At 39.6% G+C, this 26,580-nt stretch carries 21 protein-coding genes; 5 read left to right on the top strand and 16 right to left on the bottom strand.

Features of this window, described 5'->3' with window-relative positions; all coding sequences use genetic code 11:
• Positions 1-87 precede the first annotated feature (87 nt).
• From rbsB to JFU50_RS10195, 12 genes are all read right to left on the bottom strand, one after another.
• Positions 88-1,008, bottom strand: a complete 921-nt coding sequence (gene rbsB, locus JFU50_RS10250) for a ribose ABC transporter substrate-binding protein RbsB (protein WP_053348355.1) — start codon at positions 1,006-1,008, stop codon at positions 88-90.
• A gap of 15 nt (positions 1,009-1,023) precedes the next feature.
• Positions 1,024-1,968, bottom strand: coding sequence for an ABC transporter permease (locus JFU50_RS10245; RefSeq protein WP_053348354.1), 945 nt, complete (start codon positions 1,966-1,968; stop codon positions 1,024-1,026).
• 1 nt (position 1,969) lies between these two features.
• Positions 1,970-3,451: a sugar ABC transporter ATP-binding protein gene (locus JFU50_RS10240; RefSeq protein ID WP_201222513.1), complete on the bottom strand. Its 1,482-nt coding sequence runs from the start codon at positions 3,449-3,451 to the stop codon at positions 1,970-1,972.
• An 18-nt stretch (positions 3,452-3,469) separates the two neighbouring features.
• Positions 3,470-3,862 (bottom strand): D-ribose pyranase, encoded by a 393-nt coding sequence (rbsD, locus tag JFU50_RS10235; protein WP_201222512.1) that lies wholly within the window; start codon positions 3,860-3,862, stop codon positions 3,470-3,472.
• Positions 3,859-4,743, bottom strand: a complete 885-nt coding sequence (rbsK, locus tag JFU50_RS10230; protein WP_201222511.1) for a ribokinase — start codon at positions 4,741-4,743, stop codon at positions 3,859-3,861. Before rbsK ends, rbsD begins: the two co-directional genes overlap by 4 nt.
• Positions 4,740-5,726 carry a LacI family DNA-binding transcriptional regulator gene (locus JFU50_RS10225; RefSeq protein WP_201222510.1) on the bottom strand — a complete coding sequence of 329 codons (987 nt, stop codon included), beginning with the start codon at positions 5,724-5,726 and terminating at the stop codon, positions 4,740-4,742. The genes rbsK and JFU50_RS10225 overlap by 4 nt, the downstream gene beginning before the upstream one ends.
• Positions 5,727-5,966: 240 nt before the next feature.
• Positions 5,967-7,778 (bottom strand): IucA/IucC family protein, encoded by a 1,812-nt coding sequence (locus tag JFU50_RS10220; protein ID WP_201222509.1) that lies wholly within the window; start codon positions 7,776-7,778, stop codon positions 5,967-5,969.
• A 22-nt stretch (positions 7,779-7,800) separates the two neighbouring features.
• Positions 7,801-9,129, bottom strand: a complete 1,329-nt coding sequence (locus JFU50_RS10215; RefSeq protein ID WP_201222508.1) for a lysine N(6)-hydroxylase/L-ornithine N(5)-oxygenase family protein — start codon at positions 9,127-9,129, stop codon at positions 7,801-7,803.
• Entirely contained in the window at positions 9,104-9,688 is a 585-nt protein-coding gene (locus tag JFU50_RS10210; RefSeq protein WP_201187704.1) for a GNAT family N-acetyltransferase, read from the bottom strand. The genes JFU50_RS10215 and JFU50_RS10210 overlap by 26 nt, the downstream gene beginning before the upstream one ends.
• Positions 9,678-11,483 (bottom strand): IucA/IucC family protein, encoded by a 1,806-nt coding sequence (locus JFU50_RS10205; protein ID WP_201222507.1) that lies wholly within the window; start codon positions 11,481-11,483, stop codon positions 9,678-9,680. Before JFU50_RS10205 ends, JFU50_RS10210 begins: the two co-directional genes overlap by 11 nt.
• The gene (locus JFU50_RS10200) at positions 11,483-12,991 is read right to left on the bottom strand and encodes a pyridoxal phosphate-dependent decarboxylase family protein (RefSeq protein ID WP_201187708.1); all 1,509 of its coding nucleotides are present in this window, start codon (positions 12,989-12,991) and stop codon (positions 11,483-11,485) included. The genes JFU50_RS10205 and JFU50_RS10200 overlap by 1 nt, the downstream gene beginning before the upstream one ends.
• A gap of 7 nt (positions 12,992-12,998) precedes the next feature.
• The gene (locus JFU50_RS10195; RefSeq protein WP_053348344.1) at positions 12,999-14,351 is read right to left on the bottom strand and encodes an aspartate aminotransferase family protein; all 1,353 of its coding nucleotides are present in this window, start codon (positions 14,349-14,351) and stop codon (positions 12,999-13,001) included.
• A gap of 273 nt (positions 14,352-14,624) precedes the next feature.
• Here JFU50_RS10195 and JFU50_RS10190 point away from each other — a divergent pair, with 273 nt between their 5' ends.
• The 5 genes from JFU50_RS10190 (at position 14,625) to pepT (ending at position 21,328) form a co-directional block, all read left to right on the top strand.
• On the top strand, positions 14,625-15,308 hold the full coding sequence (locus JFU50_RS10190) for a polyphosphate polymerase domain-containing protein (RefSeq protein ID WP_201222505.1): 684 nt from the start codon (positions 14,625-14,627) through the stop codon (positions 15,306-15,308).
• Positions 15,309-15,342: 34 nt separating this feature from the next.
• Positions 15,343-16,047: a DUF4956 domain-containing protein gene (locus tag JFU50_RS10185; RefSeq protein WP_201222503.1), complete on the top strand. Its 705-nt coding sequence runs from the start codon at positions 15,343-15,345 to the stop codon at positions 16,045-16,047.
• A gap of 69 nt (positions 16,048-16,116) precedes the next feature.
• Entirely contained in the window at positions 16,117-17,901 is a 1,785-nt protein-coding gene (locus tag JFU50_RS10180; RefSeq protein ID WP_201222501.1) for a CotH kinase family protein, read from the top strand.
• Between the two features lie 516 nt (positions 17,902-18,417).
• Positions 18,418-19,875, top strand: a complete 1,458-nt coding sequence (locus JFU50_RS10175) for an alpha-amylase (RefSeq protein WP_201222500.1) — start codon at positions 18,418-18,420, stop codon at positions 19,873-19,875.
• 217 nt (positions 19,876-20,092) lie between these two features.
• On the top strand, positions 20,093-21,328 hold the full coding sequence (gene pepT / locus JFU50_RS10170) for a peptidase T (protein ID WP_201222498.1): 1,236 nt from the start codon (positions 20,093-20,095) through the stop codon (positions 21,326-21,328).
• Positions 21,329-21,413: 85 nt separating this feature from the next.
• On the opposite strand, the gene JFU50_RS10165 is transcribed toward pepT, so the two are convergent.
• The 4 genes from JFU50_RS10165 to JFU50_RS10150 all read right to left on the bottom strand — a co-directional run bounded on the left by JFU50_RS10165 (position 21,414) and on the right by JFU50_RS10150 (position 26,393).
• Positions 21,414-23,489, bottom strand: a complete 2,076-nt coding sequence (locus tag JFU50_RS10165) for a catalase (protein WP_201222496.1) — start codon at positions 23,487-23,489, stop codon at positions 21,414-21,416.
• A gap of 473 nt (positions 23,490-23,962) precedes the next feature.
• A complete protein-coding gene (locus JFU50_RS10160) occupies positions 23,963-24,571 on the bottom strand; it encodes a hypothetical protein (protein ID WP_098177059.1) in 609 nt (202 codons plus the stop codon).
• On the bottom strand, positions 24,568-25,209 hold the full coding sequence (locus tag JFU50_RS10155; RefSeq protein WP_201187724.1) for a phosphate starvation-inducible protein PhoH: 642 nt from the start codon (positions 25,207-25,209) through the stop codon (positions 24,568-24,570). The genes JFU50_RS10160 and JFU50_RS10155 overlap by 4 nt, the downstream gene beginning before the upstream one ends.
• A 284-nt stretch (positions 25,210-25,493) precedes the next feature.
• The gene (locus JFU50_RS10150) at positions 25,494-26,393 is read right to left on the bottom strand and encodes a LysR family transcriptional regulator (protein ID WP_201222494.1); all 900 of its coding nucleotides are present in this window, start codon (positions 26,391-26,393) and stop codon (positions 25,494-25,496) included.
• Between the last annotated feature and the right edge of the window lie 187 nt (positions 26,394-26,580).

Genomic DNA, 26,580 nt, shown 5'->3' with positions numbered 1-26,580 from the left:
TGCATCAAACTAACTTGATTGTAAAAGATTGAATCATTGATCTACAAAAAGAGTGTCGGAAAAATTCCGACACTCTCACTAAAACTATTATTCTTTAGTAACCAATTTCAATGGTACAGAGATTGTTTCGTCTACCTTTTCACCTTTTAAGACTTTTTCTGAGGCATTAACCGCTTCTTTACCGATAAGAGCCGGTTGCTGAGCGATCGTTGCTTTTAGCTCACCGTTTTCAACAGCCTTTAAAGCATCATCGTTCCCATCAAAACCAACAACAATGATGTCTTTACCAGCTGCTTTGATTGCTTCAATAGCTCCTAGAGCCATTTCGTCATTATGAGCGAATACCCCTTGAATGTCCTTTTTACCTTGTAGGATATTTTCCATAACGTTAAGACCTTTTGTGCGGTCAAATTCTGCCGTTTGACTTGTTAGCACTTCTAATTGCTTGTCAGCAATATTGTGGAACCCTTTCCCACGTTCCCGAGTTGCAGATGCACCTGAAACCCCTTCTAGCTCCACTACTTTTGCGTTTTCGCCAAGCTCTTTAACTAGGTATTCTGCAGCTAATTCTCCACCAGCCACGTTATCGGAAGCGATGAATGTTTCGATATCCCCTTCTTCAGAAGAACGATCAATTGTAATAACAGGAATACCCGCTTCGTTTGCTGATTGAACAGCTGAAGAAATTGCGCTTGAGTCTGTTGGATTAACAAGAAGGATATCTACTTTTTGAAGAATTAAATCTTCAATCCCACTAATTTGTTTAGCTGTATCGTCCTGTGCATCAACAACTGTAACTTTCATGCCCTTTTCTTTTGCTTCTTTTTCAATACCATCTTTTAAAGAAACGAAGAATGGATTGTTTAACGTTGAAATACTGACTCCGACTTTCACGTCTTCCATAGAGTCTTTGGTTTCTTTTTTATCATCTTTTTGACCCGAATCCATTGAACAGGCAGCTAACACCATTAAAGAAAGAATCATGAACAACGATACTATTTTTTTCATTGATTACACCTCAACTTATGATTTTTTACGGTCAAGTAAAACCGCAACTAATATAACTGCACCTTTTACCACTTGTTGGTAAAAAGAAGATACACCTAGTAAATTCATACCATTATTCAAAGTACCGATAATCAGAACACCGACTAGTGTACCGAACAACCTGCCTTTACCGCCTGAAAGGCTTGTTCCGCCAAGCACTACCGCAGCAATGGCATCCATCTCATAGGATTGACCAGCTGTTGGTTGTGCCGAATTCAAACGGGATGTTAAAATGGCACCAGCAATCGCTGCCATAGTACCTGCCAGCCCGTAAATGGCTACTTTTACTCGATCTACTTTAATCCCAGATATTCGGGAAGCCTTTTCATTTCCACCAATTGCATACGTTTTACGGCCAAATGATGTTTTATGAAGTAGGAACCATAAAATAAAGAAAGCAATAATCATCACAACCGCTGGAACCGGCAGCCCAAGGAAGTATCCTCTCCCAAGCATTTGGAACAGTTCTGAATCACCAATTCCTGTAATTGGCTTTCCATCTGTATAGACGAGCGTTAATCCCCGGAAAATTGTCATCGTAGCCAGCGTCACAATGAAAGGTGCCATTTTCCCTTTTGAAACAAGAATTCCATTAATTACACCCATTAGTGTACCCAGTAGAACTCCTACTAATATTGCTAAAATTGGATCTAATCCTGAGACCATCATTCCAGCCATAAGTGCGCTGGATAGAGCCAGTATGGAACCAACGGACAAATCTATTCCACCTGTTAAAATGATAAAGGTCATCCCAAATGCTATAAGCGCATTAATAGAGGTTTGACGCAATAAATTCAAAATATTATTTGGTTCCATGAATGATGGATTTAAAACAGTTATTACGATAAATAATAAAATCAAGGCGAGTAACGGACCAAATTTCTGCCAAATCCCGCTTTTCCCTGTAGCCTCAAGTTTCATCCTAGTTCCCTCCTGTCGCCAATGCCATAATTTTTTCTTGTGTTACTTCCTGCTTTTTCAGTTCCCCGGCAATTTTACCTTCATGAACAACAAGGATTCGATCACTCATCCCAACGATTTCAGGGAGCTCTGAGGAAACCATAATAATGGCGATACCGCGCTCTGTTAATTCATTCATCAATTCATAAATTTCACGTTTAGCTCCAACATCAATTCCCCTGGTTGGCTCATCCATAATCAATACTTTAGGCGAAGTGCCAATCCATTTGGCAATAACCACCTTTTGTTGATTCCCACCGGATAAATTACCGATGATCGTTTCTGTAGAGGATGTTTTCACGTGAAGTCGCTTGATCATCATCTCTGCAAATTTTTTCTCATCTTCCGTTTTTACGAGTCCACTAGGAGCGAAGCTTTTTAAATTCGGCAGGCCGATATTTTCCCGTACTGAAAAGTCCAGGATCAAGCCCTCTTCTTTACGGTTTTCCGTGATGAAAGCTAAACCGTAGCGAACTGCATACGTTGGTTTTCGTATGGAAACTTTCTTACCTTCAACAGTAATCTCACCGCTGTCTATTTGATCAACCCCGAAAAGGGCACGCATTATTTCTGTTCTACCCGCTCCCATTAATCCGGCCACGCCCACAATCTCACCTTTTCGGACAGCGAAATGGATATCTTCAAAAAGCCCCTTTTTAGTTAGTCCTTTTACATCAAGGACTACTTCACCTAGATGGGCTTCACGATGAGGAAAACGATCCTCTAGCTCCCGGCCAACCATCTTTTGAACAACTTCATCGAAATTTGTATCTTTAATTCTTTTCGTATCGACAGTTTTTCCATCACGCATCACGGTGATTCTGTCGCAAATGGCAAAGATTTCTTCCATTCGGTGAGAGATATAAACAAGAGACACGCCTTTTTCGGTAAGGCCCTTCATCACTTCAAAGAGCTTCTCGATTTCTCTATCAGTTAAGGCCGCGGTTGGTTCGTCCATGATGATGACTTCGGCATCCGTCATAAGCGCTTTAGCAATTTCAATCATCTGCTGTTCCCCAACGGAACAAAGCCCTGCTTCCTTATCAAAAGGAAGGGAAATATTAAGCGTTTTAAAGATCTCTTTTGCACGCGCTTTCATTTGTTTATTTCTTAGGACACCGAAGGCATTTACCATTTCCTTGCCGATAAATAAATTCTCTAACACCGTCATTTCTGGCCAAATATTCAATTCCTGACGGATAAAGGCCATTCCCGCTTCTTCTGCTTCCTTTGAATCCTTAAATGAGGTTTCTTTACCATTAATTTCAATAGTCCCTTGATCATGCTTATGCAGCCCGGTCAAAATGTTCATCAAGGTCGATTTTCCGGCTCCATTTTCTCCCATAAGCGCGTGGACTTCTCCAGCCTCTAAAGAAAACTGAACGCCTTCCAATACCTTGTTTTGACCAAATGCTTTATAAATATTTTTCATTTCAATTTGCATGCTCTTCACCTCTTTTATTTAAAGAAATACTCCAGACTGCAAAATGCAGTTTGAATACGGCGTCGTTTCTCCTGTACGGATTACTGCCTTTGCTTTACTTGTCAGCCTTTTAAAATCCTCATGGGAAACATATTCAATCGCATTTCCGAATTGCTGTTCCATATATTGATGCTGCTTTGAATTCTTCTCCTTCACCTCAGTGGCGGCAATCACTTTCTCGACTACCATATCTTCATGAACGGCACGAACAACATCTTGAAATGAAGGCGTTCCAGGTATTAAGGCTAAATCTATTTTAAGTACTCCTGAAGGTACCGGGAGGCCGCAATCACCTATGACAATATAATCCGTATGCCCAAGGTCAACAAGAACTTTGGCTATTGAACTATTGATGATTCCATGACGCTTCATTCTTCAAAGCTCCTTTCGACTTCTTCCCTTGTCGGCATACCTCCTTGAGCTCCTAACTTCGTAACAGAAATAGAGGCAGCCCGGTTTGCGAATAACAGACAGTCGTCAAAACTTTTTCCTTCTGCAACAGCAACCGCGAGTGCAGCATTAAATGTATCTCCTGCACCTGTTGTATCGACTGCTTCAACCACAAAGCTTGGGACAACCTTCTCTTCATGCCCGTCAAAATAACGGACGCCATTTTTACCTTCTGTAATAAATAATTTATTTGGATACTCTGTTAAAACTTCCGTCCGGTCTCTTCCATCGAATAGTATTTCGAATTCATGTTCATTCGGTGTAATGAATGATGACTGTTGAATAACAGCCTCGCTTATCTTACGTGCAGGTGCTGGGTTTAAAAGTAATCTCTTTTGGAGTTTTTCACATAATTCAGCAAGGTATAAAACAGTTTCCTCTGGTATCTCCTGCTGAACCATGACGATATCTGAATCCTCGATGATTTTTTTCGCTTTTTGTACATATTCAGGAGTGATGGAATCATTTGCTCCTTTAACGACAATAATACTGTTATCACCTTCTGAAAGGGTAATGTGAGCTGTACCTGACATAGCACCTGTAACCGGTTCCACATACTTCGTGTTTACATGATTTTTTTTCAGGTTTTCTAAGATGATCTCTCCATAAAAATCATCTCCTACACATCCAATCATTGTTACTTCCGCACCAAGACGAGCTGCGGCCACGGCCTGATTGGCCCCTTTTCCTCCTGGAACTGTTATAAACGAATCTCCTAGAACTGTTTCCCCTGCTATAGGACGCTTAGCTGATGTTACCACTAAGTCCATTGAAGAACTTCCTACTACTGCAATTTTTATCATGGCTTCTCCGCCTTCCTTCTCGTTGTTTGTCTTTCCACAAAAGAAACTGGAAGCTTTTTGTGCGTTTCTTCTATTTTTTCCTGATTGATCTTTTTAATTAACAGTTTTGCTGCTTGTGCCCCCATCTCATAGGCGGGCTGGCGAATTGTCGATAGCGGAGGATGTAATAACGCTGTGAATGCGATATCATCATAACCAATCAATTGAATATCTTCAGGGATTCTTATTCCCCTTTTCAAGATTTCTTGTAGAGCGGCTGCTGCAACAATATCATTACAGGCAATGATTCCATCTGTCTCCGGATACTGTTCAAACAACTGTCTCGCACAAATTTGTCCACCTTGAAGGGTAAGAGATGAATCCATGACATGAACATTCACTTCCGCTTGCTCCAATTCTTCCAATGCTGCAATGTACCGTTCATATACAGGTTTTATTTCGACTGGTCCCCTGATAAGGACGATGTTTGTGCTACCTCGATCGAGCAATACACGAGCTGCCAATTTACCGCCTGTTTTTTGATCCGAATAGACGGCTGGCAACTCCTCTGCTGTACGATCAAGAAGGACAACAGGAATTTCTAGATTATCAAAATTTTCATTTGTCTCTTCACTTGTTGATGCAATCATGCCCACTACATTATTCTGTAGAAAGGTGTCAATATATTCTATTTCCTTATCTCGCTTTTCATCGCTATTCCCAAATATTAATCGATATCCAAATTTCTGCAGATAGTCCTCAACTCCCCTTGCCATTTCTGGAAAGAAGGGATTAGTAATGTCAGGTAAAATCAAGCCAACCAATTTAGATTTACGTTTATAGAGGGATCTTGCCACTTCATTCGGTTTATAATTTAACTTTTCAACAGCTGCCATGACCACTTTCTTTGTGTCTTCATGTGCATATCCGCTGCCATTCATCACTCTTGAAACCGTTGCTACGGAAACTCCCGCTTCCTTTGCAACATCCCGAATAGTTGCCAATATATCCACCTCAATATATTATGTGTAACCGTTTACATATTTAGCTTATCACCAATTCATATGGACGGCAAGTCCTATTCCACAGATATTTATTAGGTAATTTGAACCAAAAAGCATAACACAATCCTTTCTTAGATATACATTTGATGAATAATGAACACAAAGGTTCCTTTTACATCTCTAGTTATGAAAACAAAAAATTTGAAAAAGCTGGCTCAAATATCTGAGCCAACTTTACATTTAAAGTGTGTTTGCAGGTAACTTTTCGTAAAGAGCATTATTTACATACCCAAACTCAGATGCATGCGGACGATCTTCGCCATCACTATATCCGTATTGAAGCATACGGTTTCTGTTCAGACAGAGTTTGGTTAATTTAGGTGCAAAGAAATTGAATGTCTCGAAACGATCCTGCAATTGTGGGAATTTTTGCTGATGTGTAAGGATTGCCCGAGCAACACCTTCCCAAAAGACATTCTCATCCAATAGGTTCCTTCTCATAAGAAGTGTGGACAAGTAACGGAAATGACAGATAAATAGTCCCGTGAAAATGAATTGAACCAGGCCCTCCGGAGCTTCGCTTCTTAGTACCTTTTTTAGATTATCAGGAAGCATACTTAATTCAGGAAGCGGTTGATCACTGATATTTACATCATCTACAAAATCCTTGATTGCCAACCGGTGCGGTTTATAATCCTTCAATACTAAAATTGTATTTTGGCCATGCGGTGAGAAGACAACCCCATACTGATAGATAAAATGTAACAATGGTGAAAGAATGACGTCGAATAATTGGGCTGTCCAGGCCTCCGTAGTTAATCCAGATTTTTCAATCAGGCTTTCCACATACGGCTTTCCTTCGTGGTCCACATGCAAAAGGGATGCAAGTGTAATAGGCTTCTCGCCTTCTTCCATATAACTGTATATGCTTTCTCTCCAAATACCGCCTAGCATCTCTAAATATTGATATGGTACATTCTTTAGCTTAGAAAAATATGGGTGATCCACATTTAAACTGGCCACCTCACCAGGAAGTACTACTTTACATTCTTCCTTTAAGAACGAATCATTATTGTAAATGTTCTTAATATACTCTGTGATTTTTGGTGCAATGACAGTACGCTCTGCTGGTAATCCACGGTAGACCAACGTATTTAAAATGCTCATTGGTAGCTTGACGTGATGTTTGTTCTTATTCGAAACATTAACAAACGTCCGAATCGATTGCTGTGGAAGATACTCATCAGGGCCGTTTCCTAAAGCTACAATCAGACCTTTAGCTAAATCATCGGTAAAATTCTGAATGATTACATTCTTCCATTGCCATTCATGGATTGGCAGGTAAAAATAGTCTTCTTCCTTTAACCCTTTCTCTGCCAATCTGTTTCCAAATACTTTTCGGGTTTCATCATCTAGTTCATTTTCCATCAATTGTTTATAGGATAACGTTTGGATGGAATTGAACGCACCCCTTGTTTTATGAACGGCAATCCATGATAGCTGAATTTTCTCCTGATTTTCTGGAGCGAATTTCAGGTAATCATCATAACCGAATCCAATTCTTCCCTTGTTATAGGCAATCCAAGGGTGACCGCTCATCTCTCCTTCAAGTAGCGCATAGTCCAGTTCGACTAAATCATCCGCGTTTTGTTCCGGTTTAGATAGTAATTGCAGATCTGCAAGCAACGTATGATGGAACTCTTTGATTAAATGGCCCGTTGTTTCTGCAGTCATCCCGATTAACGGCTGAAGGTCCAAAATGAATTGAATGGCATCATTTGCTTGTCTGGTTTGTTCTGCTTCAAATACTTTAATCGATTCACCCTGTACATCATAACTGTCAAAAAGACGAGGCAAGGCTAAAAATTGATAAGATTTTTCCTCATTTATCTTTAACTCATATAAGTTTCCTGCTGCATTTTCGTTCAAGACAGCTGGATGGATTATATCTTCATACATATACTCGGAAATCATTTTAGCGAGTAGGTTTTGGTTTACTATCGACCAATTTTTTTCTGTAACCGCCTTTTCCACTTCATTTATGAACTGCATACATTGACTCCCTTTCTTTCTATTAATAGGCCATGACTGGTGCTTTTACACGGAATGATTGAAAAGCTCCTTTTGGTTCAGATGGATAAATCTCTTTTCCCGCTAATTGATTAATAATAATGGAGTTCCGGAATGCCCCTAATCCTAAATCAGGTGCGCCCACGCCGTGCGTATGTATCTCGCCATTCTGAATAAAAAGATGATTTGGTGTAGATACGGTCGTACCAACTCGATAGTCTTTCGTAATTTCAAGTCTGCCAAACTCATCGCGGACTATAAGGTCTTCCATACTGTCAAGGAATGCCGGCACGGTTGATTTGTAGCCAGTACCAAAAACGACCGCCTCTGTGTTCACATCAAATTCGCTTTCTTCCACCCACTGTCGACATTTCAATGTCCAGCCACTTTCAGTTGGCTTTACGGCTGCAACTTCTGTCATTGCCCTAAGTTCAATGGCAAGTTCTGCATTTCCAATAGACTTTTCATACATTTTGTCGAAGATCGCAGCAATTGTCTTCGCGCTGATTCCTTTATACAACAGATCCTGTTTTGGCAGAATTTCATCTTTCTTTTCCTGAGGCAGACGGTAAAAGAAATCTAGGTAATCTGGAGTGAAGTATTCCAACCCAAGTTTTGAATATTCCATAGGAAAAAAACCTTTGGATCTTGTATACCAGTTTAGCTGGTAACCATGCTTCTCCTGCTCATTAAGTAGGTCTTCAAATACTTCGGCCGCACTCTGTCCGGATCCGACAACTGTTATGGATTTTTTCTTTAAGACATTTCCTTTATTCCGTAAATAATCGGCCGAATGCAGGATGCTCTCTCCCATATATGGACTAAATGCAGACGGTACAGCTGGAGCACTGCCAATTCCCATGACTATATGACGGCTATAATAGACTTCAATCTGTTGAGTTTTTTCATCTCTCACACTGATCTGATAGAAAGGTTCCTCTTGATCCTTAATATACTCCAGCGCCTCCACCGCTTTTCCAAAACAGCAGCTATCAAGTTGATTCGCAGTCCAGCGGCAATATTCGTTATATTCTTTTCGCGGAATCAAGAATTTTTCAAGGAAGTAGAAATGATAAAGCCGGTCATGTTGCTGTAAATAATTCAAGTAACTATATGGGCTTGTCACATCTGCCATGCTAACTAGATCAGCAAAGAATGGTACCTGCAGTGTCGTCCCTTCAAGCAACATCCCTTCATGCCAATTAAATTCCTGCTTTTTCTCAAAAAAGACGGCATTTAGCTCCGAGGTTTTCTCTAAAAGGGCCGCAAGTCCAAGGTTAAAGGGACCTATCCCGATTCCAACCACATCATAGATAGATTGTTGCTTCTCCATACTTCCACTTCCTCTCGAAATTCTCCCGCGTACATGACATAAGTAATCCTGTTTTGTCAGGGAGTTCAATCTCTTTAATTGGGGTAAAGCCGCATTTTTCAAATAAATGAATCATCTTTGCATTCCGGATATCCGGTTCTGCCATCACTTTGTTTGTGGTAGAAGTCAGTAGTTGGAATTTCACCATTGCACGCAAAAATGGCAAAGCTAGTCCTTTTCCAAGATACTCGGGATCACCAATGAGTAAATGAATACCCTGGTCACCCTCCTCAGCCTCATAATATTTTTCAATGATATCGCCTTTTACCCAATACGACTCCCAATAGCTCATTGGGATCTCGTCCAGGCAACCCAAGTATAGTGTTTGGTGTGTATCAGCCAACGCTTTCTGCAAATGAACAGCAAATTTTTCTTTTGTAAAATTCAAGTTCCAGTAGGGTATCACATGATCTTCGTGCATCCAACTATGCAGAGTATCAATATCCCGCTCAAATTCCACTTTGACAAAAGAAAGCTGCTGATTACGGTCTTTCAGCTTTTCTTCATAACTATTTTTCATGGGTGGCCAAAACCCCCTGCGCGAACGGATTTTCAATGGTCGTATAAACAGACTGTGTCTCAAGTGAGCCAACAAGCTCGTCCATATCATGAAAACGCGTCAGTAAATTGGCTTTACAAGGTAGTTCTTGTTCATAAAGCAACCTCGAGACAACCCGGTTCAATCCTTCATCTTTGCTTTCCTTACCACTAGATTCTAATTGTTCCTGAACGAGCTGTAATAGTGTCTGCTCTGATGCTAATCCTTCCGTACCAAAATTGTTGATTATGCCTAATAAGTGATTAAAGAAGAAATAGTATTGAAGTCTTTCTTCAGCAACTTCATCAGAACAAATTGTGAAGCTTTTTTCACTTAGTTCAGGCAGGATGCTCATCAGCCGGTCTACTTTTGATTCACAATAGTAATACCCTTGATTATCTCGATAATAAAAAGTGGATGGGTACCCATTTTGAAGCTGGATAATTGAATTTTGTTGATGGGCTTCTAGAACAATTCCATACTCTTCAAACAGCCAAAGCATCGGTTTTAGTGTCATTGAAAGATACGTATTAAACCAATCCTTACTTACTTCTTCAGTACTACGGTTTTCTTCTTCTGCTAATTTTCGGATGATCGCTCCAAGCCTTGATGGTGCACCATAGGCATTGTCCTGACATAGACCTGCAATCAGGCTTGCTTGTTTATTGTTTTCATAGAAAGGATTTTCCCGAATATCAACATCAAAACCTGAATCTTGTTCAGTTGTTTTGATTGTTAGATAAGCAGGGTCCTTTATGACGCGGAAGGACGGGTGCTGCTTTCTTAAATCATCGCCCACTTTGGAATCTATTAATTTCGCGATTTCAACACCACGATCGAGTTCTTTTTGCAGATTTGCACGTAACGAGTTTGTGATTTTAACCGGAACGGAAAACTTATACATATATTTCGATGTAGCACTATAGACTGTTCTGAATGAAGAAGTGGCCGTGAATTTTTTCCCAAGCGGGCCTGCATAGATTAGTAGTCCTAGCTCAATTAACTTCTTGACTTCTTCTTTTTCGACTAGTTCTTTTGCCTGAAGCGGGTGCCCTGGAATAATGATATATGGGCTTTCTTTTTTGCAATACGATTCACGGAATCCACTGGAAATCTCCAAATCGCCGGCTAATTCCTGTTTAATGATCTCACTTGCAGATATGACTTCACTAGAGTCTTGGATGACAATCGATGAATCTGCTAGGAAGTAATGAAGCTGGAACTCCCCTTTTAATTCTGGTGAATAGTTCCATTCATCCCTATCTGATATTCCCTGCTTACTTTTCGGTGTTGGATGGAACAAGTGACCAAATAGAAGGGACTGTTCTGCTTCGATGTATGTAAAGTCAGGACTTTGAAGTGTATCAAAGTCTACTCTCCGTGCTTCCACATAGCGTTGAATATTTTGGCTACTTAGGATGACACGCAACATCAATTCATCTTCACTATCTGTTCGGCCCTGTTCATTTAATAATTCTTTAGACACGGCTGAAACCATTGTCACGTAGTCTAATTCACGCACTTGTTTGGACGCCGTTTGGTAGTAAACCGGGAAGGATATAATATGACGCCCCGTTTCCGACCAATACTTTAGTGGAACAAGCAATGCAATATCTTGGGATGCAAGATTACTGACTAATAAAGAAGTCGGTACAGTACCCTCCAGCTCAGGCCAGTTCTTTGTTTCTTCTAGACTGCAATTCCCAGTTTCTCGGAAATAACAATTCAGAAAGCTTTGCATCGTCGCCCGTTCAGCTATTTGCTTACTATTCATCATCATTCCTCCATCATCTTGAACATTTCACCTAATACCCGAATCTCATCAATGATTTCCTCTATGTGTTCAAGCTTTGTCATTGGGTTCAATAGAGTCATCTTTAAATAAACCTGTCCATCAAAACGAGTTTTTGCCAAAAATGCACGTCCGCTCTTTAGTAATTCTTGCTGAATCTGTTTATTTAGAAGATTTACTAATTGATCACTTTTTCCTTCGGGATTATAACGAAATACAACTGCATTCAATTCGGGATTTTTATTTAATACGCTGAACCCTTCTGCTTTATTGATCTTCGCAGCCACTTCGCGTGCAAGATGACAAGTATAGTCAATCATTTCAGCAAATGTATCGAGTCCAACAACCTTTAATGACATCCAAAGTTTCAGCGCGTCGAATCTTCTCGTCGTTTGAATCGATTTATTGACTAAGTGGACCATACCCTCCTCTTCATCTTCCTGTGGATTCAAGTAATCGGCGTGATGCTGGATATATTGAAACGAATTGCGGTCGGAGACAAGAAAGGCACCGCAACTGATTGGTTGATAGAATAATTTGTGAAAATCAACCGTAATCGAGTCAGCCAGTTCAATTCCATTGATTAATTCTTTGAAATCCCGACTTAAAATCATCGCTCCGCCATAAGCGGCATCCACATGCAGCCATAACCCTTTTTCCATTGCAGCTGCAGACAATTCATGTAATGGATCTATAGAACCAAAATCCGTTGTTCCACATGTGGCAACAATCGCAAATGGAAGTAAATCCTGCTCCTCTAAAATCATAAGCTGACGATTCAGTTCATCTATAGAAAGACGGTGATTAGAATCCGTTTTAACCGTTATTACCGCCTGTTCACCAAGCCCTAGCTGCGCCGCGGATTTACGAACCGTAAAGTGGGCAGCCTCCGAGCATAAAATCCGCAGTTTTTTTGCTTCGGTTGGCAGACCATGTTGCTGTACATCTATATCCCAGACACGCTTACAATAGGCGTCTCTCGCCAATAACAGTCCCATATAATTAGATTGGGTTCCACCGCTTGTGAAAATCCCGTCCGCTTTATCAGAAAACCCTACCTGAGTGCACAACCAATCTATTAAACGCTCTTCAATAAAGGTTGCGGTCGAGCTTTGATCCCAGGAATCCATTGATTGATTTAGAGTACTGATAATCATTTCGGCAGCCACTGCAGGTACGAGTGTCGGGCAATGCAAATGTCCGATACAAGTAGGACTGTGTACATTGATGCTGTCATTAATAACAAACTCAGCTAGTTCAGCTGCGACACCTTCCAATGTCTCCCCTTTTATAGAACCAAGGGATAGCTCATTTAATCTCGCTTCTATTTCATGTGGTTTTTTCCCAGAATACGGCTGATTATTCTCTTTTAAAAAGTCGGTAAGTCTTTTTTCGATGATTGTTAAAGAATCGGTGTAATTATTGAAACCGGCCTCGTTATTCAAGAAAAATGGAGAATAAGCAAAATTAGTTTTATTAATCATTTCAATCATTTATTATTCACCCTCTTGCAACAGCTGCACGAACAGCTTCTTCAAAAATTGCAGTAGCTTCTCGAAGCTGGGATTCCGTTACGATTAATGGAGGCAAAAACCTCACGACGCTACCATGTCTGCCACCGACTTCTAAGATTAATCCTCTTTGGAAACATTCCTGTTGAATGGTGCTGGCAAGTTCAGAATTAGCCGGATAGCTTCCATTCGAGTTTTGCGGTTCTAAATGGTTAACCAGTTCAACACCGACCATCAATCCCCGGCCTCTAACATCCCCAATTTGTTGGATATCTTTTTGCAAATCTTTAAGAATATTCTTTAAGATTTCTCCCATTTTAGCTGCATGCTCCACAAGGTTTGTTTCTTTCATGAACTTTAAAGTTGCTGTTCCTGCTGCCATTGCCAATTGATTTCCGCGGAACGTACCAATATGAGCACCCGGAGACCATAGATCCAGATCTTTGTTATAAATCACGACGGATAATGGAAGGCTGCCACCTATTGCTTTTGATAGTACAAGAACATCTGGAATGATTCCTGCATGTTCGAAGGCAAACATTTTACCTGTTCGGCCGATACCCGATTGAACTTCGTCGATAATTAATGGAATGCCTCTCTCTTTTGTAATTCTCCTGATCTCCTTAAGCCACGGAATTGGTGCTGGAATGGAACCTCCCTCACCCTGTACTGCCTCTAAAATCATTCCTGCAGGTGCTAATAATCCAGACTCAGGATCGTTCAACAGGTTTTCGATATACTGGCTACTAATTTTGTGACTTTCCTCTCCGCCAATTCCAAATGGGCAGCGATACTGGTATGGATATGGTAGGAAATGCACGTCTGGCATTAACCCTTGAACTTTTTCCTTTGGTTTTGTATTACCGCTAATTGACATTGTCGCATGTGTTGCTCCGTGATAAGCACCTTGGAAAGATAAAATGCTTCGGTTGCCTGTAGCTGTTTTAACTAATTTAAGTGCCGCCTCAATGGCATCTCCGCCTGTAGGACCACAGAATTGAATCTTTGCATTTTTTCTGAATTCTTCAGGCAGACATTCAAAAATTTCATCAACGAACTGCTCTTTGATTGGCGTAGTAAAGTCCAATGTATGTAAAGGTCGTTTAGCTTTTAGAACATTTTCCATTTCTTCTAGCACAGCCGGGTGATTGTGTCCGAGCGCTAATGTTCCAGCACCGGCAAGAAAATCAATATATTTTTTTCCATCCATGTCTGTTAGGTATATTCCCTCCGCTTGATCGATGGCCATAGGTAATCTTCTAGGATAAGATCGAGCATTTGATTCCCTTGTGTTTTGTTGTTCCAGTAATTGATCATTTTTGGTAAGTGTGGTTGTTCCCATAATGAGCCTCCCTGTATATTAATTAATTGAGAATAATTATCATTATCACACAATTCATTCTAATGATAATGATAATTATTCTCAATGAGTAAATACGCTCATTTTTCTTCTAATAAATTCCAATAAAATTAAACAAAGGTTAAAAATGGTATTTAAATGGTTGTAACTAGGATATTCTGTTCATTTTATGACCTGGAAATTTTTCTTAAGGTTTAATTAAGATTATATTAATAAGCTTGACCTAGATAAAAACACAGAAAAGGAGGAACAAAAATGAATGGTTTGAAAGGCAGGCGTGAACTCAAACATGCAATTACCAAAGCAGATTGTTATCTATTAAGAAATAACCTACAGAACTTTATGAAGCTTGATCCCCATGGACATGATGGAAAGTATTTAATTCGCAGTGTCTATTTCGATAACTTTGACAATAAAATACTAAGGCAAAAAACAGAGGGCTTCTATCATAGAGATAAATTTAGAGCTAGACTTTATGATTATGATTCCGACTTTATTAACCTAGAAAAAAAGAGTAAGCGGGATAATTTAACCTATAAACAGAAATGTAGGCTCTCTGCTGAGGAATATGAACGAATTCGTTTAGGGGATATAGAATGGATGTCTGGGGATTCAAGGGATTTACTTCGAGATTTATATATTCAAATGACCCTTTTTCAGATCAAACCGACAACCGTCGTGGACTATGAAAGAGAAGTCTTTATCTATGAATATGGAAATGTTCGGGTGACGTTTGATAGTAACGTGAAAACCAGTTGTCGGGACACAGATTTCCTGAATCCTGAATTAATCGTAGTCGATGCATTAGATCCCGATTGGGTCATTCTGGAGGTCAAATTTGATGAATTTCTTCCAGGTATCATCAAACAATTGCTTTCCATCATCGATACTAGAAAATCATCTTTTTCAAAATATCAACTAAGCAGAAGATACGGCTGATTTTCAGCTACCAATATTTTTGGAGGAATAAAACATGGATACGACCTTAACTGCAACAACTACAAGTACTTTTAATGATATTTTCAAATCTAGCTTTTTGGACAAAACCGAAAGCTTTTCAATTATTGACTCTTTAATAGGGTTACTGTTAGCATTTACCATTGGTTTGTTCATTTACGTTATTTATAAGAAGACCTTTTCCGGTGTGATGTACTCACACAATTTCAACATCTCTCTCATCATTATGACAATGGCTACTGCCCTAATTATCATGGGTATTTCAACTAATATCGTTATCTCTCTTGGTATGGTTGGTGCTCTCTCTATTGTACGGTTCAGAACGCCTATTAAAGACCCTATGGATTTGGTTTTCCTATTCTGGGCAGCTGCTTCTGGAATTTTGTGCGGGGCTGGTCTAATTCCACTCGTCATCATCGGTGCTATTTTAATCGGTATTGTCATGCTTGTATTTGCAAACCGTTTGACTGTAGAAAATCCTTATTTATTTATCGTGAAATACACAGATGCTTCAATAGAAAAAACGTTAGAAGAAAGGATTTCTAGTAAAGTGAAAAAACACTCTATCAAATCGAAATCCGTAATGCCTGACAATAACCTCGAAGTGACATATGAAATTCGATTAAAGGATAATAATACTGAATTCATTAATCAAGTCAAGGACATGGACAGCGTTCATTCTGCAATCATGTTAAGTTATGACGGCAACTTCACTGCCTAAGATAGAAGGCGGACATAAAAATCTATGTCCGCTCCTCTATTTAAGAATACAGGAGGAAGGAGCCTTGGCATGTTAAAAACAAGATATGTTTTAGCGTCGATTGGTTTACTGATAGTAATTTTTATAGCAGTGATGTTTCTCCTTCCCAATCTTCAAGTTGAAAAAGCTTCGAAAGGGAAAACTTATACAGAATCTGTATTTGACCAAAGTAAGGTGACAAACGTTGATATAAAAATGGATGATGATGATTTAGTCTCCATCTTGGAGAATCCCACTGAAAAGGAAATTGTTAATGCCGATGTAACGATTGATGGAGAAACGGTTAAAAATGTAGGCTTTCGAACCAAGGGAAACCTTTCCTTAAATTCTGTTGTCCAAATGGAAGATTCTGATCGTTACAGCTGGAAGATAGACTTTGATTATTATCAGGAAGATCAAGATTTACACGGCTTGAAAAAATTGGCTTTAAATAACAATTACAGTGACCCAACCTATATGAGAGAGTATCTTTCATATGAGCTAATGGAAAAAATGGGCATAGCAACTCCCGGTCATTCCTATATGTACGTGACCATTAACGGCAAAGAATGGGGTTTGTATTTAGGTGTAGAAGCTATTGAAGAAACATTTTTAGATACTAACTTTGCTGATGGCACCGGGGACCTTTATTATCCTGATGGCACCGGAAGTGATTTAAAATGGATTAGCGATGATATTGATGACTACACAGGAATAAACTTAAAAACAAACGATAATTCCGATCAATCTGCTATGATCAAAATGCTTGATGTTATCAATAATGGCGGGAATTTAGAAGAAGTATTAAATGTTGACGAAATGCTGCGCTACTTTGCAGCTAATACAGCTCTTGTCAACCTCGATCACTATCAAGGCGATAAAAAGCATAATTACTATTTATATGAAGAGAACGGCGTCTTTTCCATCCTGCCATGGGACTATAATATGTCATTTGGTGGTTATTCAGGGGGCGGGGGCAGAAAGGGACAAGCCGCAGAGGATGAAAAGGCAGCTGATCAAAAAGATGCTGCAACGGTTAATGGTGATACAACTGCTGCTAATGCTAATGATGATGACAATGCAGAATTCCCTGGTGGTTCACCGAATATGAACGGTGGTGCCATGATGGACATGAGCTCCAATTTCATGAATGAAAGCATTATTAACTTCAGCATTACAGAGCCTGTGTCAGGTACGACACTTGAGAATCGGCCTTTATTAAATGCCCTGCTTTCCAACGAAGAGTACCGCGAAAAATATTATGATTATCTAGACGACATTGCCACAGATTTTTTCTCTGAAGAAAATATGACAGCAATGACAACTGAGATTTCCACATTAATCTCACCATATGTGGAAAAAGATCCGACAAAATTCTATACATTGGACGAGTATACAGAAGCAACGTCAGGCAAAGAAACCCTGGTTGATTTCGCTACCCAACGTGCTGATTCTATCTTGGCACAACTTTCTGGAGATCTAGTTGTTGAAGCTGAAACAGAAAGCAGTATGGGCGGTGCAGCTCCTAATATAGACGATGGAGAAGATGGCGCACCTCAGCCTCCTAATATGGGTGACGGTGAGAATGGTGCAGCTCCGCCTCCTAACATGGGCGGCGGTGAGAACGGTGCAACCATGCAGCCCCCTAACATGGGTGACGGTGAAAATGGTGCAGCTATAAAGCCCCCTGGTATGAACGAGAATATGGGTTCGCAAGGAGTGGCTAACAGCAGTTACTCCAAAGAAACGATAATTCTATCTTCTGTTCTCCTTTTATTACTATTTGGCGCAATGGCATTCGCTCACTTCTTTAAACGAAGAGGAAAAAGAGGCTAACTGCCTATTAATTTCGTTACAATCAAGGTATCCTAAACTAAATTTTGGGATACCTTTTTTTATTTCATTAGCTTAATACCCTCTATCTATTTCCCAACCAAATGACTCTACGTACAAAAATAATTTCTTTCCCTATTATTCTTTATTTCTATAAAAGTTCACGAAAAAAACCAAAAATCAACTTGGACAGACGCCAAAAAAAAATCTAAAAAAAATAAATACCTTGATTTCCTACTAATATGATTAACCACGCTCCAAGCGCCTTTTCATAACACTTTCTTGAGCTTATTCCTCCCTCTTCCTGACTTAACAAACTGCTCTCATCGATTATTTTCAAACTTATAATTACCCTTATTTGGTATAAAATAGTAAAATAAGGAGAGGACTGAACCTCTATTCAGAGAGACTGGTTACTTGTTTATTATTTTTATATACGGGGTAAAGATTTCCATCATTAATTTTCCGATTGTCCATTATCAATCTTGTCAAAACGTGTCGGTGTCAGGGGGGGAACGAATGAAAAGAAATCATACAATGATGCAATTTTTCGAGTGGCATCTTGAAGCAGATGGCTCTCATTGGGACAGATTAAAGTATGAGGCTTCCAAGTTGAAAGATATAGGAATTGACTGTGTTTGGCTTCCGCCAGTTACAAAAGGGCAATCCGTAGGGGATAACGGCTATGGAATTTATGACGGATACGATTTGGGTGAATTCGACCAAAAAGGATCCGTTCGAACCAAATACGGAACAAAAGAGGAATTGCTTCAAGCAATAGCTACATGTCATAACTACGGGCTTTGCGTGTATATCGATCTAGTTATGAACCATAAGGCTGGAGCTGATGGAACTGAAAAATTTGAAGTCATTGAAGTCAACCCGGACAACCGGATGGAAGACATTTCAGAACCGTTTGAAATTGAAGGTTGGACAACATTCGATTTTCCAGGCCGTAATAATCAATACTCTGATTTTAAATGGAATCATACTCATTTTAATGGAACGGACTATGATGCCGGAAACGACAAAATGGGTGTGTACCGGATAACAGGGGAAAATAAACATTGGAATAAGCATGTTATTGATGAATTTGGTAATTACGATTACTTAATGTTTGCGAACATCGATTACAGTCAGCCAAAAGTTCGCCAGGAGATGATTAGCTGGGGAAAATGGATGGTCGACACGTTAAAATGCGATGGTTTTCGATTGGACGCTGTAAAACATATTGATTATGATTTTATTAATGATTTTTTAAAGGAACTCCTCCCTTATACAAAGGAACATTTCTTCATGGTCGGAGAATTTTGGAAGGCCGATGTGAAGGCTTGCCAAACTTACTTAGAACAAACAAATCATGACCTCAGCTTGTTCGATGTTTCTCTGCATTATAAATTTCATGAAGCCTCAAAAGCAGGCTCTAAGTTCGACCTCTCAACCATCTTTGATCATACCCTCGTTAAAACCAATCCGGCACAGGCCGTTACTTTTGTCGACAACCATGACTCCCAGCCACATGAATCACTAGAATCTTGGGTAAAGGACTGGTTTAAACCATCAGCATATGCCCTTATCTTGCTGAGACTTTGCGGTTACCCCTGTGTCTTTTACGGAGACTATTACGGAATCGGCGGACCTTATCCAGTTCCTGGAAAAAAAGATATTTTAGACCGCCTCTTATTTGCTCGATATGAAAAAGCCTATGGAAAACAAGAAGACTATTTCGATGATCCAAACACGATAGGCTGGGTCCGACTTGGAGTCGAAGAACTAGAAGGGTCTGGATGTGCTGTCATTGTTTCCAATGGAGACCACAACAGTGAAAAAAGGATGTTCGTCGGTGAACATCGTGCTGGTGAAATCTGGATTGACCTGACCTTTCATAGAGATGATCATATCACCATTGAAGAAGATGGTTTCGCAACCTTTCCTGTTCATGGTAAAAGTGTATCTGTTTGGGCGTTGAATATGTAAAAGTACATGCCCTTAGACCATACCTTCAAAAAACAACAGCAAAGAAGAGCATGTGGGGTAATAACATGCTCTTCTTTGCTGTTTTATACAAAATCATATTTTAAAGTTCACACCCTAAAAACGATAGAAGGACGAATCATTCATCCACTAGAACAAAGTTGATTTTTTCATCCTAATCAAACATGGTAAGATAAGGGAAAAAGGAGCTGAGGGAAAAATGAAAAATGAAATTATTAAAAGATTTACTTCCTATGTAAAGGTGGATACGCAATCCAATGAGGAAAATCCCACATGTCCTTCTACAACCGGACAGTTAACTTTGGCAAATACATTAGTAGAGGAATTACAAGCAATCGGGATGACAGAAGTGACAATTGATAAAAATGGCTATGTTATGGCGACTTTGCCTGCCAATTCAGAAAAGAAAGTACCGACTATCGGATTTTTGGCTCATATTGATACGGCGACGGATTTTACTGGGAAAGATGTAAAACCGCAAATTGTTGAAAGTTATGATGGTAGTGATCTTACTTTACATGAAGAATTGAATGTCATCCTATCACCTAATGATTTTCCTTCGCTTAACGACTATAAAGGGCATACCTTAATCACAACGGATGGAACAACCCTACTCGGCGCAGATAATAAGGCTGGCATTGCCGAAATTATGACAGCTATGGATTATTTAATTCATCATCCAGAAATCAAACATGGAAAAGTCCGCGTGGCCTTTACTCCAGATGAAGAAATCGGCAGAGGACCACATAAGTTTGATGTAGCTGCTTTCGATGCTCAATTTGCCTATACAGTAGATGGCGGTCCACTTGGTGAACTTGAATATGAAAGCTTTAATGCGGCATCAGCCAAGATCACTATCAAAGGGACGAATATACACCCTGGTACTGCCAAAGGGAAGATGATCAACTCAGCTAAGATTGCCATGGAGCTCCACAGCAAACTCCCTCGAGAAGAAGCACCGGAATATACAGAAGGTTACGAAGGATTTTATCATCTCCTTTCATTTCACGGAGATGTTGAGGAAACCAAGCTTTCCTACATTATTCGAGATTTTGACCGCCAACAATTTAACAACCGTAAGAACTATATAGCGAAAGTCACCGAAGAATTAAGAGAAAAATATGGTCAAAATCAAATCCTTCTTGAATTGAATGATCAATACTACAACATGAAGGAAAAAATCAAGCCGGTCAAAGAAATCGTCGACATTGCCTATGAAGCGATGGAGAAACTCGGAATCAAACCAAAAATCTCACCAATCCGCGGTGGTACGGACGGTTCTCAACTATCGTATATGGGCCTACCAACACCAAATATTTTTACAGGCGGCGAGAACTTTCATGGCAAATACGAATTCATTTCCGTCGATAATATGATGAAGGCCACCAACGTGATTGTTGGAATTGTCTCTCTCTTTGAGGAAAAAGCATATTAAAGATGTGGAGAGTTATTACAATAATAATTTCTAAATCACACTAAAAACCCAGACTCCTTAAAGTCTGGGTTTTTACATTCAAGAATTAAGAACGTGCCCAATGACGGTGCTTAGCAATCGCATCGATAAAGGCAGCAGTAGATTCACTATTTGTATCCGAAACGGCTATAATGCCTCCGTTTGGATCAAGTGAAGTTATGCCTACCTTCGTTAGAATTTCGGCTCCTTCTTTTCCTGTTCCAATCGCTTTGAAATGGTTGTAAGCTTCTTCGACAAAGTAAATCGGATCCTTCAAAGTCTTTAATGAATCGACACTCTGCTGTCCTCCTGCCACATACACAGCATCGAATAAAACCGAGTCAGCTGTCAGGAATGTTTGATCGACCTCGAGTTGCTGGCCTTCAGCACTTGTAATCCAACCACGATTATTACTGATGATTTCTGCGATAATACTAGCCGATTTAAGTGATTCCAGGACTTGATAAACTTCAGATCCGTTAAATCCATCTGCAGCCAACACAGCCACTTTTCTTGTCGCCGCAGTGTTGGCTTTCATTTTCTCTTGGCTTAATGCTGAAGAAGACAGATCCATTTTGACCTCACGCGTATTTGTAGGAGGATCCACTCCGACTCCAATTGCAATTATTTTAGCCAGCTCCACATCTACATTGCTGAACATCTCTACGATCTGCTGCTGAACGTCCTTACTTTTCACTTTTCCCACTTCAAAGTGGAAAGCCTGAATAATATGCTCTTTCTCCACATCTGTCATACTATTCCAGAATAATTTTGCCTGACTGTAATGATCATTGAAGCTTTCACTGCGTTGACGCACCTTCCTGCCATCCACTTTTTCCTGATAATGAGCATAGCCGCCTTCTGCATTTGAGGCAGGTTCTGGAGAGTTATCGGCTAGTGAATTCTTATAGTAGCTTACAGGACCAGGGTTTATTGCCATACGGTGCATGCCATCCCGTTGATTATTGTTCACGGGTGCAACCGTTCGGTTAATCGGAAGCTCATGGAAGTTAGGACCACCTAATCTGGATAGCTGGGTATCTGTGTATGAGAATAATCGTCCCTGTAGCAACGGATCATTGGAAAAATCAATACCCGGTACGACATGCCCCGGATGGAAAGCTATCTGTTCCGTCTCTGCAAAAAAGTTATCCGTATTTTGATTCAAAACCATTTTCCCGATAATTTTCACTGGGATCTGTTCTTCTGGCCATAGTTTAGTAGGATCGAGGATATCAAAGTCAAATTTGAATTCGTCTTCCTCCTTAATCAATTGCACGCCAAATTCAAATTCCGGATAATTCCCTGTTTCAATGGCTTCCCATAGATCTTGACGGTGAAAATCGGGGTTTTTCCCAGCAATTTTCTGTGCTTCATCCCAGACAAGGGATTTAACACCAAGTACCGGCTTCCAATGGAATTTAACGAAATGGGCAACACCTTCATCATTAACAAAACGGAATGTGTGGACACCAAACCCTTCCATCATCCTGAAACTTCTTGGTATGGCTCTGTCCGACAGATGCCACATAATCATATGGGCAGTTTCTTCATTATTGGCAACAAAATCCCAAAATGTATCATGTGCAGACGCCGCTTGAGGTATTTCATTATGAGGTTCCGGCTTAACCGCATGAATTAAATCAGGAAATTTAATGGCATCTTGGATAAAAAATACTGGGATATTATTTCCGACCAAGTCATAGTTCCCTTCCTCAGTATAGAACTTAGTAGAAAATCCCCTAACATCACGGACCGAATCTGCTGATCCTCGGGAACCTGCTACGGTTGAGTATCGAACAAATACCGGTGTCTTAACTGATGGGTTTTGAAGAAACTTTGCCTTTGTATATTCAGCCATCGGCTCATGTACCTGAAAATATCCATGTGCCCCGAACCCGCGCGCATGTACAATCCGCTCGGGAATACGCTCATGGTCAAAATGGGTCATTTTTTCACGAAAATGAAAGTCCTCCATCAATGTTGGACCCCGGTCACCCGCCTTCAAGGAATGCTCATCCTCCGAAACACGCAAACCTTGGTTAGTAGTCATCTTTTTCCCGTTATCGTCCACTCGATATTGATCCAACTGTTGATTTTTGCTTTGTTCATTTACTTTTCCGTGTTCGTTTTCATTCGTCATCCTTGTCATTCCCCTCCATGTCTTTAAATTTCAGGCAAATTCATGGTGTATGTATTTTCTTTATCAAGCTTTTCACTTCTTTTATATTTCAAATAAGTTACTATCTTTCCTCATATACCACCCGATTTTGACAATTAAACAGATCCCGAAAAAGAATATTTGGTTTTATTTTTCAACTAGCCAGACAAAAATGGATTTCTTCCTTCTTTAATAACAAAAAATACCCAAGTAGATTCACTGGATGATTACTATAAATTATTGGAACAAAATGGTGTGGGGGAACTTTACTGTAGCAAACGCAGTACTTGCTATACAATCGGAGTAGAGTCCATTTAATCATTCTTGTAAATCCATAAAACTATAGCAACATGCTCTTTCCTGAACAGGAAGCCATCGAACTATCCTAAATAAGAAAAGGTAAGGGAGGACATGTTGATCTCCGTTACCTTTTGGAAGATTTTCAAATTACATCATTATACATCGCCTTCAGCAAGCCAAGGGAAGAATCCATTCAGAAACCTTTCCGTTGCTGGCATAAAATAAGAGCCATAATGGTAATCAGGGTCAAGAGTCATAACTACCCAAGTACCTTTTGTACTGACTTTATCAATATAAAGAACAGCTCCACCATCCTCAGTAGAAACAAGGATATCTGAACCTTTAGGCGGCCAATATACGCCATGCTGATGCCAAGTCGAATCAGCAAGTGTTAGATAGCGGCTGAATAAATCATGGTCAGGCTTTTGGAGGACTAAACCACTTTTAGGATCCTTTTCAAGCCACCACCAAAAATTCGTTTCCCTGAACTCCCAATTATGGCCTGGAATCCATTCATTCAGCTGTGGACCAAAGGACACAATGATCCCACCCCTATTAGCGAATTCATATATTTTATCCATGGACTTCATGAGAAGGCCCATATGTAGTTGGGAAGGAAGGAGCAGGACATCAAATTCATCAATTGACGTTTCAACTAGATCAGGAAGATAAATTAGTGTATCAATATATTTACGATATTTCGGCTCGGTATATGTCCGATGGTGTTGTGAACTACCACCGTCAATTACTGCAATTTTCCTCATTTCACTTCACTCTTCTCTTGAAGTATTTGGTATTCATTCCGTACCCACTGCATGAGTTGGAAGCTAATACGGACTGTTGTTTTTTTCACATTCATCGAACCAAATAAATCGTTTCCTGAATGAACAAGAATTGTTCCTTTTGTGCTGTGCCTATCAATATATGTGATTGGTTCTCCACCAGGCAACGTCAACAAAACCTCAGCTTTATCAGGAATTGGATGATGACCTCTTGCAAAAAAGCCTGAAACCCCTTTATTATAGGTCATATCATCCTCTTCCACCCCTTCAAAAATCGGGTGGGGTTGGTGGACTGATACAACATAGTCTTGAAAACTGTGTATCGTTTTAGGGATAAAGTTCGATCCCCCTGGTAGCCAATCCATAAATATGTTGCCACAAAAAACGATGACTTTTTTATCATTTAAAAATTCATGAATTAACTCTTTATGTTTATATAAAAATTTCTGATCTATTAAACCCTGGATGACCAGGCATTTAAAAGGTTTTAAATCAATATCTGGTAGTTCGTAAGTATCAATAAATGTAAAATCCTCCTGATACTTAGGGTCGTTCACCCTTGCTTTTCCAAAATAGCTTCCTGTATCAAGCATCAGAAAGTCGTTTTTTTTCTCATTCATTTTTTTCCTCCTCAACAATGCATCTATCAAACTTTGCATAAAACAGATGTTGGCGATATCTTCATAGCTTCCTTCTACATCCTTAATTATCAGAATCACCTTTGTGTAATCTCAAACTACCAAAATTGATAATGATTATCAATATCGATTATTCTGCTTTTTTAATGATAATCCTTAGTTTCATTGCCGCCATATTCCTTTTGTGATATTTATGAATGGCACTATTCATTTTCTTAATACAAAGGTTAGTTATACAAATAAAAAAAATCCTCTCGATGAGGATCTTAAACGAATTGAAGGAAATGTTGCTTTAACTTATTACAAAAATCCTGTTCATAATCTGTAAGCTGAGTATTCTTACGGATTACTAATCCGTTTTTCCGCTTAATTGATAGCCCTGATACCGGCCTTGAAACTAACTCTCCTTTACTTAATTCCTCCGCAACAGCAAAGCTAGGTAGAAAGGCAATCCCATGTCCAGCTTTTACAGCATTTTTGATTAATTCAAAGTTGCTCATTTGTAAATACCTCACCTTAACTTGTCGACTACGTAAATGACTCTTGATATATTGCTGTAAGTAATGACTCTTTGGCAAGAGGACGGTTTGGTTATGTAAATCACGGCAGTAAAGTGTTTTTCTTGTATCCCATAAATAATCGTTTGGGAAAATCAGGGATAGTTCATCCTCGAATAAAACTGACGTGTCATAGTGGTCCATTAAATAGTAGTCTTCAGGATAGATTGGCATGATTGCAAAATTGGTCAAGTTATCTTGAAGGCTTTTCTTTAAATCATCGTAACAAAAACTATTGATTTCAATGCACTTCTTTCGTGAAATCTCCTTGTATTGATGGAGAAGATCCGCAAAGAAGTAATCCGCAATATAATTGCTGACGAACACCGAGAGTGTCTGTTCAAAGTAGTCTACTTTTTTCATCGTTACTGAAGCCTCATCCACAAGACTCAGAATCTGTTTTGCATAAGTCAAGAGAACTTCCCCTTGCTTCGTTAACTCTACTTTCCTACCAGTACGATGAAAAAGTCTTGAATCAAAGTCTTGTTCTAAGTGATTGATATGATGACTAATAGTAGGTTGTGAGCAATAAAGTCGGCGGGCAGCCTCTGTGAAAGAGCGACACTCGGCAAGTACGATAAACGTCTCCATTTTCTCCAGTGTATTCATGTGTGTTTTCCCCCTCAAGACCGTCCTTTTGTGAAAATGATAATCATTATCATTTATATACTATCAGGACATGCTCATCCTGTCCATGTCAAAAATGCATCTATACTTTCTCTTTCATATGCTGTTCCTTAAAATTCAACTTAAAGGAATATTTCTATGTAGCTTCCTTTACACTCCTGTCGCTATG

This window comes from Peribacillus sp. TH14 (assembly GCF_016651145.1).
Lineage (GTDB): Bacteria > Bacillota > Bacilli > Bacillales > DSM-1321 > Peribacillus > Peribacillus butanolivorans.
This window is presented reverse-complemented; position numbering and strand designations above follow the sequence as displayed.